9 protein-coding genes are annotated in these 12,356 nt (G+C 71.1%); 1 reads left to right on the forward strand and 8 read right to left on the reverse strand.

Annotated elements, in window-relative coordinates; all coding sequences use genetic code 11:
* Window position 1: 1 nt before the first annotated feature.
* The 4 genes from ACFU8V_RS12270 to ACFU8V_RS12285 form a co-directional block, all read right to left on the reverse strand.
* Complete coding sequence (locus ACFU8V_RS12270; protein WP_231729450.1) at window positions 2-415, reverse strand: DUF4233 domain-containing protein; 414 nt, start codon at window positions 413-415, stop codon at window positions 2-4.
* Window positions 412-1,764: a folylpolyglutamate synthase/dihydrofolate synthase family protein gene (locus ACFU8V_RS12275; protein ID WP_062766693.1), complete on the reverse strand. Its 1,353-nt coding sequence runs from the start codon at window positions 1,762-1,764 to the stop codon at window positions 412-414. The genes ACFU8V_RS12270 and ACFU8V_RS12275 overlap by 4 nt, the downstream gene beginning before the upstream one ends.
* Complete coding sequence (gene ileS / locus ACFU8V_RS12280) at window positions 1,761-5,189, reverse strand: isoleucine--tRNA ligase (protein ID WP_249521166.1); 3,429 nt, start codon at window positions 5,187-5,189, stop codon at window positions 1,761-1,763. The genes ACFU8V_RS12275 and ileS overlap by 4 nt, the downstream gene beginning before the upstream one ends.
* 312 nt (window positions 5,190-5,501) lie before the next feature.
* Complete coding sequence (locus ACFU8V_RS12285) at window positions 5,502-6,353, reverse strand: endonuclease domain-containing protein (RefSeq protein ID WP_378871451.1); 852 nt, start codon at window positions 6,351-6,353, stop codon at window positions 5,502-5,504.
* Window positions 6,354-6,740: 387 nt separating this feature from the next.
* Here ACFU8V_RS12285 and ACFU8V_RS12290 point away from each other — a divergent pair, with 387 nt between their 5' ends.
* Entirely contained in the window at window positions 6,741-7,382 is a 642-nt protein-coding gene (locus tag ACFU8V_RS12290; RefSeq protein ID WP_378871454.1) for a pentapeptide repeat-containing protein, read from the forward strand.
* On the opposite strand, the gene ACFU8V_RS12295 is transcribed toward ACFU8V_RS12290, so the two are convergent.
* From ACFU8V_RS12295 to ACFU8V_RS12310, 4 genes are read right to left on the reverse strand one after another with little or no spacing between them, the layout of a single operon-like run.
* A complete protein-coding gene (locus ACFU8V_RS12295; RefSeq protein ID WP_378871457.1) occupies window positions 7,372-8,880 on the reverse strand; it encodes an ATP-binding cassette domain-containing protein in 1,509 nt (502 codons plus the stop codon). The genes ACFU8V_RS12290 and ACFU8V_RS12295 overlap by 11 nt on opposite strands.
* Window positions 8,877-9,689, reverse strand: a complete 813-nt coding sequence (locus tag ACFU8V_RS12300) for an ABC transporter permease (protein ID WP_378871460.1) — start codon at window positions 9,687-9,689, stop codon at window positions 8,877-8,879. Before ACFU8V_RS12300 ends, ACFU8V_RS12295 begins: the two co-directional genes overlap by 4 nt.
* Entirely contained in the window at window positions 9,686-10,633 is a 948-nt protein-coding gene (locus tag ACFU8V_RS12305) for an ABC transporter permease (RefSeq protein WP_378871463.1), read from the reverse strand. The genes ACFU8V_RS12300 and ACFU8V_RS12305 overlap by 4 nt, the downstream gene beginning before the upstream one ends.
* Before the next feature lie 46 nt (window positions 10,634-10,679).
* Window positions 10,680-12,293, reverse strand: a complete 1,614-nt coding sequence (locus ACFU8V_RS12310; RefSeq protein ID WP_378871466.1) for an ABC transporter substrate-binding protein — start codon at window positions 12,291-12,293, stop codon at window positions 10,680-10,682.
* Window positions 12,294-12,356: the final 63 nt, after the last annotated feature.

Consider the following 12,356-nt stretch of genomic DNA (forward strand, 5'->3'; position numbering starts at 1 on the left):
GTCATTCACTCTCTGTGTCTGCGTTCTGCGCGGTCGGAGCCCCGCTCGGGCGTCGTGCGTCCAGGCGGGCCCCCATGATGGTCGCATACGCCCACATGCCGCCGAAAATCAGGACGACGAGAAGCACCGCAGGGACGGCGATGGCCGACAACGCGACCACGATCTGCACGATCCACCCGGCGGGGATCGCCCAGGGCTTCGTGATCATGCCCGCGATGACGACGCAGGCCACGGCCACGACGGCACCGCCCACGATCCCCCACCACTGCTCGATGCCCGCCGGCAGAGCCTTCAGGCCGAAGATGGTGAGGCCGACGAGGAAGACGACGATCGCCTCGAAGCCGAGCACCACCGGGGCGAGCTTCTGCACGAGGGTGCGCGGGGCGCGCGGTCGACGCGGGGCGGCGGCACTCATGCGCGCCACCCCGACTTCCAGTCCTCCTCTTCGGAGAGCGCGATCGCCTCGCCCGCGAGCACGACGGAGCCGGCGATGACCACGGCCCGACGATCCGACGAGGCCGCCCATTCCCGGGCCGCGTCCGCGGCGTCTGCGAGGGACGGGTGCACGGTGGCGCGCTGTCCGGCCTGTTCGACGAGATCGGCGATGAGGTCGGCATCGCTGGCGCGGTCCGACTCCGGCGCGGTCGCGAAGACGTGAGCGGCGGCCGGCGCGAGCCGCGCGACGATCCCCGCCGCGTCCTTGTCCGCGAGGACGCCGAGCACCAGGCCCCACTCGTCGAAGTCGAAGCTGTCGTCCAGCGCCTGGGCGAGCGCCGCGGCGCCGTGCGGGTTGTGCGCGGCGTCGACGATGACGGTGGGAGCGATGCCGAGGAGCTGCAGGCGGCCGGGAGACGTGCTGCCCTGGAGTCCGTCGGAGATCACTCCGCCGGCGATCGCCTGGCCGGCGCCGCCGATGAGCGACTCGACGGCGGCGACGGCCAGCGCGGCGTTGTGGCCCTGGTGCGCGCCGTACAGCGGCAGGTACTCCTCCTCGTACTGCCCCGCGAGGCCCCGGATGGTGAGGAGCTGACCGCCGACGGCGAGCTTCTGCTCGGCGAGCCCGAAGTCCTCGCCTTCGAAGGCGATGGTGGCATGGCGCTCCGCGGCTACGCGGCGCAGCACCTCGGCGGCCTCGGCCGGCTGCTGGGCGGAGACGACCGCGGCGCCCTCCTTGATGATGCCGGCCTTGACCTGGGCGATCTCGGCGATCGTGCTTCCCAGGCGGTCCGCGTGGTCGATGTCGATCGGAGCGAACACCGCCACGTCGCCGTCCGCGGTGTTCGTCGAGTCCCACTCGCCACCCATGCCGACCTCGAGGACGAGCACGTCGACGGGCGCGTCGGCGACCGCGACGAAGGCGAGGACCGTGAGCAGCTCGAAGAACGTCAGGGGGGCCTCCCCTGCCGCCTCGAGCTCGGCGTCGACGATCCCCACGAAGGGCTCGATCTCGTCCCAGGCGTCGGCGACGGCCTCATCGGAGATCGGCTCGCCGTCGATCATGATGCGCTCCGTGAAGCGCTCCAGGTGCGGGCTCGTGAACAGGCCGGTGCGCAGGTCATGGGCACGCAGCAGGCTCTCGATCATCCGCGCGGTCGACGTCTTGCCGTTGGTGCCGGTGATGTGGATGACGCGGTAGGTGCGCTGCGGATCGTCGAGGTACTCGAGGATCCGCGCCGTCCGCTCCTTGCGTGGCTGCACCCAGCGTTCCCCGGCACGGCTCAGCAGCGTCTCGTAGACGGCGTCGGCCCGGTCTCTCGCACTCATGCGCCCACCTTCTCCAGGTTCGTGTCGATCGTGACGAGGAGCGGCGCCTTCCCGGCCCCGAGGGCCTTCGCCCCGCTCCGATGCACGCCGTCTCCGGGGCTGGTGACCTCGTCGACGAGCCGGTCGAGGTCGTCGGTCGGCTGCACGGCGAACGCCACGGCGAGCGTCTCGGCGGCGATGAGGTCGGCATGGGTCTCCAGCGCCGCCGCCTCCGCGGGAGCGGCGTTGAGGGCCAGCACGATCCGGTCGCTGACGTCGAGCCCGGCGTTCTTGCGCGCCTCCTGCACGACGCGGATGGCGTCGCGGGCGATGCCCTCGGCCTCCAGCTCCGGCGTCGTGTCGGTGTCGAGCAGGACGAACCCTCCGGAAGGGACGATGGCCAGGGCCTCCCCCTCGGGGCGACCCGTGGTCTCGAGGACGAGGTCGTACTCGGCGGGCTCCAGCGCGATGCCGCCGGCGGTCACGACGCCGTCGGTCTCGGACCAGTCACCCGAGCGCGCGGCCTGGATGGCCTTCTGCACGTCCTTGCCGAGGCGCGGACCCGCGGCGCGGGCGTTCACGCTCAGCCGGTGGCTGATGCCGTACTCCCCGGCTGCCTCATCGGTCAGCGGGACGAGCTCCACGGTCTTCACGTTGAGCTCTTCGCGGAGGATGTCCTCGAACTGACCGAGGTCGGCCGCGAGCGGAGAGACCACCGTGAGCCGTGCGAGCGGCAGGCGCACGCGCAGCTTCTCCTTCTTGCGCAGCGCGTTGCCGACGCTCGACAGCTCACGGACGGCATCCATGGCGTCGCGGATCTCGTCGGCGGCGGGGAACTGATCCGCATCCGGCCAGTCCTGCAGGTGCACGCTGCGCCCGCCGGTGAGCCCCTGCCACACGCGCTCGCTGATGAGCGGGACGAGCGGCGCGGCCACGCGGCACAGCGTCTCCAGCACGGTGTACAGGGTGTCGAACGCCTCGCGGCTCTTCGGGTCGTCCGTCACGCCCACCCAGAACCGGTCGCGCGAACGGCGGATGTACCAGTTCGTCAGCACCTCGGCGAAGTCGCGCAGTCGCGCGGACGCGGTGGTCGAGTCCAGACCCTCCAGATCGGCCCGGACCTCGCGGACGAGGTCGCCCAGCCGCGCGAGGATGTACCGGTCGAGGACGTCGGTCGAGTCGGTGCGCCACGATGCCTCGTACCCGCCTCCCTGGGTTGCTGAGCCTGCTCCTCCCTGGGTTGCTGAGCCTGTCGAAGCATTCGCATACGTCGCGAAGAAGTACCACGAGTTCCACAGCGGCAGCAGGAACTCCCGCACGCCGGACCGGATGCCCTCCTCGGTGACGATGAGGTTGCCGCCGCGGAGCACTGCGCTCGACATCAGGAACCAGCGCATCGCGTCAGACCCGTCGCGGTCCAGAACCTCGGACACGTCGGGGTAGTTCCGCAGCGATTTCGACATCTTGTAGCCGTCGCTGCCGAGCACGATGCCGTGGCAGCTGACGCCCGTGAACGCCGGGCGGTTGAACAGCGCCGTCGAGAGCACGTGCATGACGTAGAACCAGCCGCGGGTCTGGCCGATGTACTCCACGATGAAGTCCGCCGGGGAGTGCGAGTCGAACCACTCCTGGTTCTCGAACGGATAGTGCACCTGGGCGTACGGCATCGAGCCGGAGTCGAACCACACGTCGAAGACGTCGCCGATGCGCCGCATCGTGCTCTTGCCCGTGGGGTCGTCGGGGTTCGGCCTGGTCAGATCGTCGATGTAGGGGCGGTGCAGGTCCACCTCGCCCTCCGGGTTGCGCGGCAGCGTGCCGAAATCGCGCTCCAGCTCCTCCAGCGAGCCGTAGGCGTCTACGCGCGGGTACTCCGGGTCGTCGCTCTTCCAGATCGGGATGGGCGAGCCCCAGTAGCGGTTGCGGCTGATCGACCAGTCGCGGGCGCCCTCGAGCCACTTGCCGAACTGCCCCTCCTTCACGTTCTCCGGCACCCAGGTGATCTGCTCGTTGTTCGCGAGGAGGTCGTCCTTGATGTCGGTGACCCGGATGAACCAGCTCGACACGGCCTTGTAGATGAGGGGGTTCCGGCAGCGCCAGCAGTGCGGGTAGGAGTGCTCGTAGCTCTGCAGCCGGACCAGACGGCCGTTGTCGCGGATGATCCGCACGAGCGGGGTGTTCGCGTCCATCCACAGCTCGCCCGCGACATCCGTGACGTTCGGGAGGAAGCGCCCGCCGTCGTCGAGCGACAGGATCGTCGGGATGCCCGCGGCGCCGGCGACGCGCTGGTCGTCCTCACCGTAGGCGGGTGCCTGGTGGACGATGCCGGTGCCGTCGGTGGTGGTGACGTAGTCGTCGACGAGGATGCGCCAGGCGTTCCCCGTGCCGTAGGTCTCCTCGTCCGCGTAGTAGTCGAACAGGCGGTCGTAGGTGACGTCCGCCAACTCTGCACCGCGCAGCGTGGCGTCGACCGCGGCGAGCGCGTCCTCCGGGCTCTCGTAACCGAGGTCCTTGGCATACCCGCCGAGCAGATCCTTCGCGAGCAGGTAGCGGTGCGCGGAGGCCTCGACCGCGAGCTGGTCGGCCGAGGGAGCGGCGCGTCCCTGGTGCACGTCGGAGGCGCCGGCGGGACCGGCGGGCAGCACGACGTACTCGATGTCCGGCCCCACGGCGAGCGCGAGGTTGGTCGGCAGGGTCCAGGGGGTCGTCGTCCAGGCGAGGGCGCGCACGCCGGTGAGCCCGAGCGCCTCGGCCTTCGCGCCGGTGAGCGGGAAGGTGACCGTGACCGACGGGTCCTGTCGCATCTGGTAGACGTCGTCGTCCATGCGCAGCTCGTGGGCGGACAACGGCGTCTCATCGCGCCAGCAGTACGGGAGCACACGGTACCCCTCGTAGGCGAGCCCCTTGTCGTACAGGGTCTTGAAGGCCCAGAGCACGCTCTCCATGTAGCCGAGGTCGAGCGTCTTGTAGCCGCGCTCGAAGTCCACCCACCGGGCCTGGCGGGTGACGTAGTCCTCCCACTCCCGCGTGTACTTCAGGACCGAGGAGCGCGCCTTCTCGTTGAAGACGTCGATCCCCATCTCCTCGATCTCGCTCTTCTCGGTGATCCCGAGCTGCTTCATCGCCTCGAGCTCGGCGGGGAGCCCGTGGGTGTCCCATCCGAAGACGCGGTCGACCTTGTGCCCGATCATGGTCTGGAAGCGCGGGAACACGTCCTTCGCGTAGCCCGTGAGCAGGTGGCCGTAGTGCGGCAGACCGTTCGCGAAGGGAGGGCCGTCGTAGAACACCCACTCGGGGGCACCCTCGCGCTGCTCGATGGAGGCGCGGAAGGTGTCGTCGGTCTTCCAGAAGTCGAGCACCTCCTCCTCGATCTGCGGGAAGCGGGGGCTCGGCGCCACAGTGGTGGCCTGGTCGGCAGCGGGGCCGAAGGAGGAGCGCGGGTAGGTCATGGTCTCTCGCAGTGGTCGTCGTGGCGGATGCTGCTGCGAGGACGATCCTCGCGGACCGCGGTACCACCTCGCGTGCCCCTGCGTCCCCTCGACAAGCTCAGAGACCCACGGACCACTCTCACTGCGGCTGTGACGGGCCTGCCCCGCTCGGTTCTACTGAGTCCGTCGCCGGACCGTTCTTCCGAGAGCTCCCCGGTGATGGCCGGATCGATGCTCGTGTGCCCATTGTACGCGTGCTCCTCCTCCCGCGGATTCTCTTCGACGTCGCAGGATCTGGAGACATCCCTGCGACCCGGGGCGGGATCTGCGACATCACGCCGTGCGAGCACGATGCAGTCCCTGGGCGACGGCGCGCATGAGGAGGTCCTGCACCGCGGGCCACTCGTCCATCACCTGGTGATAGCCCAGACGGATGACGTGGTAGCCGCGCAGCTTCAGCTCCGCATCGTGACGGTTGTCCTGGTCGCGCTGGGCTCCGACATGCGTGCCGCCGTCGATCTGCAGCACGAGCCGCTCGCCGATCAGGGCGTCCACTCGGTGCCCGGCGATCCACGTCTGGAAGCGCAGCGGCAGCCGGAGCCAGCGCAGTCGCACGCGCAGGTAGGTCTCGAGCCCCGCATCCGCGAACGGCAGCGCCTCGGCCAGGAGCCGCCGCCCGCGCGGTCCCCAGCGGAGTCGGAGCAGCCTCTCTCGGTCGACGAGCCCCTTGTTCAATGCCGACTCCCAGGTCGCGAGCGCCTGTTCGTACGGCTCGCACGTGGAGACCAGGCTCAGCACGTTCTCGATCGGGTCCTCCAGGGCATCGGGGTGTCGCGGGACCAGGGGCCGAGCCCAGTGCACGCGGGCCTCCGGCGGCTTCCCGCCCCGGCTGCCCGGGCTGGCCGCGAGGTGAAGGCGCGGTCTCTCGTCGTGCACCCAGATGCCCAGCCGCCGCGCCTGCGTCACGCACGTCAGCAGAACACCGTGCTGCGCCGCGGTCACCCGACGCGGATCGGCATCGGGCAGCGCCACCCACCCGACTCGCACCCGCTGGATCATCCGCTCCGCGACCGCCATCTCGAGGTCGTATCGGCTGACCCCGCGATCCCGCAGCCGCTCGACCCGTGCGACTCCGTCGACCTCGCGCATCGCCTGCAGCAGCCGTGCCCGCCTCATCCCGTTCATGCCCTCGATGCTGCTCCCCCCGCCCCTCCCTCGTTCCCCGACTCAGCCGGCTCCTCCCACCCTCTGTGCACAACTCCCCCACTCCCTCTCCTGTGCAGCCCGAGTCCCTCTGCTCCGTACCCCCGCTCGATGTCGCAGATTCACGCCCCCGTCGGAGGAACCTGCCGAGGGCCTGCGACGCGGCGCAGATCAGCGATCTCTCGCAGGCTGAGGCCCGGAGCCACGGAGCTGGGTCAGGGCCGGGGTGGGCCGGGGCCAGGTCGCAGATTGGGACTCCTGTCGCAGGGGCTGCGCGAGAGGGGGCGACATGGTGAGGATCTGCGACCTGGCACCGGAGCAGGAGCACGGAGGGGCGGGGGTGTCGGAGGGAGGACATAGCCTCGGAGGATGCCGAACTCCCCGACCGCACCCCGTGTGTCCGCGCCCGACCTCCCGCCCGTGCTGGAGCCGCGTGAAGCCGCGCGCCGCGCCGACCTCCTCGCCGCCGCGCTGGAGCTCACGGGCACCGTCGACCTCGCGTACGCCACGCTCGAGCAGTGCGCGGTCCAGGCGGACGCCGACAGCATCGACCTCACCGGGGCCACGCTCCTCGACGTCGACCTGCCCGAACCGCGCATCGCGTCGCTCCGGCTGCGGAACGCGAGCATCCGTCGACTCCGGATCACGGGCGGCCGCATCGGGACCCTTGACCTCGGTGACGCCCGCGTGGCCGAGCTCGAGCTGCGGGACGTGCGCATCGACTACCTGAACCTGGGCGCCGCCCGCGCTGAAGACCTCGACGTCGTGGGATGCGCCATCCGCACGATCGACATCCCGCAGGCCGAACTGACGCGCGTCCGGTTCCAGGCCTCGCGCAGCGACGAGGTCGACCCCCGGGGCCTGCGCGCGAAGGACGTGGACCTCCGCGGCCTCGACGCGCTCTCCTACCTCGACGTCCAGAGCCTGCGCGGCACCACGCTCTCGTCGGTGCAGGTGCAGCAGCTCGCCCCGGTGATGGCGACGGGCCTCGGGATCACCGTCACGGACTGACGGGGCCGCTGGCCGCGAGCAGCTCCCGGGTGAACGGATGCTGCGGCGCCGCGAACACCGCCGCCGTGGGCCCCTGCTCGACGATCCGGCCGTCCTGCATGACCAGGACGTCGTCCGCGACGGCGCCGACGACGTCGAGGTCGTGGGAGACGAAGACCATCGTGAGCCGCCGCTCCTCCTGCACCCGCGCGAGGAGCCGGAGCACCCGCTCGCGCACGGAGGGGTCGAGGGCCGAGACGGGCTCGTCCAGCACCAGCACGTCCGGGTCCGCCGCGAGCGCTCGCGCGAGGGCCGCCCGCTGCCGCTGCCCGCCCGACAGCGCCGCCGGCCGTCGCGCCGCCAGACTCGCATCGAGCCCGACCTCCGCGAGCAACGCCGCCACCCGCGTCCGACGGGCACCACGCGGCACCCCTCCCGCCTCCAGCGCCTCCTCCAGCGACCGCCCCACCGTCCACCGCGGGTCGAAGGCGCCGAGCGGGTTCTGGTGCACGAGCTGCACGCGCGGCGTTCCGGTCCAGCGCAGCACTCCGGTGTCCGGCCTCTCGACGCCCACCAGCATCCGGGCGAGGGTCGTCTTGCCCGATCCGGATTCGCCGACGATGCCCAGCGTCCGACCGGCAGACACCGTGAACGAGGCGTCGACGACGGCGGCCACCCCGCCGAACGCCTTGGACACCTCCTCGGCGACGACCACGACGTCCGAGGACGCCGCACGCTCCTCCCGCGGCTCATGCATCGTCGCCGCGATGAGCTGCCGCGTGTACGGGTGCTGGGGGGCGGCGAGCACCTCCGCGACCGGGCCGGACTCCACGATCCCGCCGTCCTTCATCACGAGCACGCGATCCGCCACCCGCCGCACGGCCGCGAAGTCGTGACTGATGAACACCACGGCGGTGCCGTCGTCGGCGATCTCCCGCAGCAGCACGAGGATCCGGGCCTGCACGGTCGCGTCCAGGGCCGTGGTGGGCTCATCCGCGACGAGCACCGCGGGGTTCCCGGCGAGTGCCGAGGCGATGAGCGCGCGCTGCCGCAACCCTCCGGAGAGCTCCTGCGGACGCTGCCGTGCACGGCGGTCGGGGTCGGGCATCCACACCCGTCCGAGAAGCTCCCGCACCCGCGCAGCGAGGGCCGCGCGTCCGCGCACGAGGCGGTGCAGCCGCAGCGGCTCGGCGATCTCGTCCGCGATCCGTCGCAACGGGTCCAGTGACACGAGGGCGTCCTGCGAGACGAGGCCGATCCTGGTCCCCCGGAGCCGCCGCCAGCCGCGCTCGGTCAGGGGGGCGGCGTCCACCCCGTCGATGCGGAGCCGGTCGACGGCGACGTCTGCCGTCGACGGCGTGAGGCCGAGCAGAGCGCGGGCCGAGAGCGACTTCCCCGCCCCCGACTCCCCCACGATCGCCACGCACTCGCCGGCGTCCACCGTGAACGAGACGTCCTCCACGACGGGAGTCCCCGCGAAGGCGATCTGCAGTCCCTCGACCTCCAGCGCCGCACTCATGCGTCCCTCCCGTCCGCCCGCGCCCGGAGGATGCGTCCGACCACCGTCGCGCACACCACCGTCAGCGTGATCGCGAGTCCGGGGAAGACCGACACCCACCAGGCCTGTCCGAGCACATTGCGCCCGCCGGCGAGCATGAGGCCCCACTCCGGGGTCGGCTCGGACGGCCCGAGACCCAGGAAGCTCAGTCCGGCCGCGGCCAGGATGCTCGACCCGATGCCGATGGTCGCCAGCACGCTCAGCGCACCCAGCACCCCGGGCACGACATGGCGTCGGAACGCCCGCAGCGGCGGCACGCCGAGGATCCGGGCGGCCTCGACATGCTCGGCCACGCGCAGCGTCCTGGTCTGCACGCGGGCGAGGCGCACGTACACGGGTGCGGCGGCCAGCGTCACCGCGATGGTGATGTTCACCGTTCCCGGACCCAGCACGGCCACCACGACGAGCGCCACCAGGAACTCCGGGAACGCCATGAGCACGTCGTTGATGCGCATGAGCGTGACGTCCACACCCCGAGGCGACATGCCGGCGAGCGCCCCCACGAGCAGGCCCGCGGCGAGGGCGATGGCGGTGGCGAGAAGCCCGATCCCGACCGAGCGCCCCGCGCCGAACACCACGCGGGAGTACACGTCGCGGCCGCTCTGATCGGTGCCGAAGAGGTGCTCGACACTCGGCGGCAGCAGAGCGGCCCGGACCTCGGTCTGCAGCGGATCGTGCGTGGCGAGCAGCCCCGGCCACAGGGCGGCGACGGCGACCACGACCAGCACGACCGCGGCGGAGCCCAGCAGGATCCGCCGCCCCCGACTCATCGGACGACTCCGGGTCGGGAGGAGGCGGCGACACGGGGGTCGATCAGCGGATGCACGAGCTCCACCACCACGTTGATGACGACGAACACGAGAGCGCTCAGCAGGATGATCCCGGTGAGGACGGGGAGATCGCGGTCGTTGATGGCGGCGAGGGTGACCCGCCCCAGGCCGGGCCGGGCGAACACGGTCTCGACGAGAACCGCGCCCCCGAGGACCGAGCCGGTGAGATAGGCCGCGAGGGTGACCGCCGACGCGGCGCCGTGCCGCACCCCGTGCCGCAGCGTGAACCAGGTCGGCCCGGCGCCACGCGCACGGACCGTCTCCGCGAACGGCATCCGCTCCGCCTGCATCAGCCCATCCCGCAGCACCTGGCTGAGCAGCGCCGCCACCGGGAGGGCGAGCGTGATCGCCGGCAGGACGATGGTCGCCGGATTGCGGGTGCCCGAGACGGGGAACCAGCCGAGACCGAACGCGAAGACGCTGAGCAGCAGCAGCCCGATCCAGAACACCGGCGAGGAGAGCACCACGAGCTCGACGCCGGCGGCCACCGTGCGCCCGACACGGCCCCGCACGAAGACCGCGACAACGAGGGCGAGGACGACGGCGATCCCCAGCGCCAGGGCCGAGAGCTGCACGGTCGCGCCCAGTTGCCGTCCGATGACCTCGGTCACCGGCAGCCGCAGCTGGTACGACTCGCCGAGGTCACCCCGGGCGAGCTGCCCGATGAAGCCGACGTACTGCTCCAGCGGCGGGCGGTCGAGACCGAGATCGGCGCGGATGCCGTCCTTCACCGCCTCGCTCACCTGCGCCTGCGGCCCCAGCATCACCGAGACCGGGTCGCCGGGGATCACCCGGAAGGCCAGGAACGCCACCGTCGCGGCGCCCCACAGCACGATGACCACCGAGGCGAGGAGCCCGAGGGCGCGGCCGAGCACCGCTGTCACGGTTCGATCACTCCGCCCGCTCCCTCGAAACGACGGCCGCCGGATGTCAGCCGAGGCTCACATCGTAGAAGAGCGGCCGCCCGTAGAGGTCGTAGTCCAGACCCTGCACGCGCTCGCCGACCGCTGTGATCGCCGAGGGGCTGTAGAGCGGGACGATCGCGGTGTACTCCGCGTTCCACTGCTGCAGCTGCGTGTAGAGCTCGTTGCGGGCGTCCTGATCACTCGACGCGACGGCCTCTTCCAGGAGCGCGTCGATCTCCGGGTCGCTCACCTGCGAGGCGTTCTGGAAGCCGTCGGTGTGCAGGTGCGCACGGAGGAAGTCGGCGTCCACGCCGGAGAAGCCCCAGTCGGTGAGGTCGAACGTCTTGGGCTCGTACTGGGCGTTGTAGGCACCGGGCTCCAGCTCCTCGCGCTGCACCTCGAAGCCGATGGCCTTGAGATCCGACTGGATCGCGTTGGCCAGCGCCGCGCGGTCGTCGGGGACCGGGGTCCAGGCGATCCATCGCACGGACAGGCGCTCGCCGTCCTTCATGCGGATGCCGTCCGCGTCGCGCTCCGTCCAGCCGGCCTCGTCGAGCAGGGCGTTCGCGGCGTCCTGATCGAACGGCCAGGAGTCCTCCAGCGACGCGTCGTAGCCCGGGGTCGTGCTGCCGAGGACGCTCCACGCCCGCGGGAACTGCCCGAAGTAGATCTCCTCGACCGCCGCGTCGACGTCGATGCCGCGGGCGAACGCCTGCCGCACCTTCTCGTCGGCGAAGACGCCGTACTTCTCGTTCAGGTAGAGCGAGTAGGGCAGTCCGGGGTACTCCACCGAGTCGACCGTGACGCCGGCGTCGTCCAGACCGGCGACCTGGTTCGGCGGGATGTTGCTGGCGAGGTCGGCTTCGCCGCTCTCGATCACTCCGGTGCGCACCGACGCCTCCGGCTGGATCTGCACGCGCAGCGTCTCGAACGCCGGCGCCTTCGTCTCGTGCGGACCCCAGGCGTAGTCGTCGTTGCGCGTATAGACGATCTCCTGGTCGGCGGTGTACTCGGTGAGCACGAAGGGTCCGGTGCCGACCGTGACGTCGGGGCCGCCCGCCTTGAGCTTGTCGGCCGACTCGGCGAGCACGGCCGGCGAGTAGAAGCCGAGCTGCGGGGTGCTGGCCGCCTGCAGGAACGGCGCATACGGCTGCGTGAACGAGACCTTCACCGTGTGGTCGTCGACGACCTCGGTTCCGGCGTAAAAGTCCGCACCGAGCATGCTCGCCGCCTGGGCCGAGGCGGTCTCCGGGTCGACGATCCGGTCGAAGTTCGCCTTCACGGCCTCCGCATCGAACGACTCGCCGTCGGTGAAGGTCACGTCGTCGCGCAGCGTGAAGGTGTACTCCGTGCTGTCCGGCGAGACGTCCCAGCTCTTCGCGAGCCACGGGCTGAACGTGCCGTCATCCTCCTGGAACACCAGGGAGTCGAGCACCGCGCGCTGCACCATGCCGGAGACGTCGAGCTGGCTCACCTGCGGGTCCATGTGCCCCGCAGACAAGTTCGCGCCCTCGATCGACCACACGAGCTCACCGCCGTCGCTCTCCGTGGACGGGCCGGCGCACGCGGTCAGCACCAGGGCGGTGGCGGCGGCGAGCGCGGCGAAGGGCAGGAGGCGACGCACAGGGGTGGCGGGCATGGGGATTCCTCAGAACGGACGGGTCTGGATGTCTCCATCCTAGGGCGGTTTTTTGGACCCGGT

The sequence above is a fragment of the Microbacterium sp. NPDC057658 genome (genome assembly GCF_042799975.1).
GTDB lineage: Bacteria > Actinomycetota > Actinomycetes > Actinomycetales > Microbacteriaceae > Microbacterium.

Excerpts from the sequence above, each read along its gene's own strand:
- ACFU8V_RS12270 (WP_231729450.1), bottom strand. The coding sequence starts at position 415 with ATGAGTGCCGCCGCCCCGCGTCGACCGCGCGCCCCGCGCACCCTCGTG.
- ACFU8V_RS12275 (WP_062766693.1), bottom strand. The coding sequence starts at position 1,764 with ATGAGTGCGAGAGACCGGGCCGACGCCGTCTACGAGACGCTGCTGAGC.
- ileS (WP_249521166.1), bottom strand. The coding sequence starts at position 5,189 with ATGACCTACCCGCGCTCCTCCTTCGGCCCCGCTGCCGACCAGGCCACC.
- ACFU8V_RS12285 (WP_378871451.1), bottom strand. The coding sequence starts at position 6,353 with ATGAACGGGATGAGGCGGGCACGGCTGCTGCAGGCGATGCGCGAGGTC.
- ACFU8V_RS12290 (WP_378871454.1), top strand. The coding sequence starts at position 6,741 with ATGCCGAACTCCCCGACCGCACCCCGTGTGTCCGCGCCCGACCTCCCG.
- ACFU8V_RS12295 (WP_378871457.1), bottom strand. The coding sequence starts at position 8,880 with ATGAGTGCGGCGCTGGAGGTCGAGGGACTGCAGATCGCCTTCGCGGGG.
- ACFU8V_RS12300 (WP_378871460.1), bottom strand. The coding sequence starts at position 9,689 with ATGAGTCGGGGGCGGCGGATCCTGCTGGGCTCCGCCGCGGTCGTGCTG.
- ACFU8V_RS12310 (WP_378871466.1), bottom strand. The coding sequence starts at position 12,293 with ATGCCCGCCACCCCTGTGCGTCGCCTCCTGCCCTTCGCCGCGCTCGCC.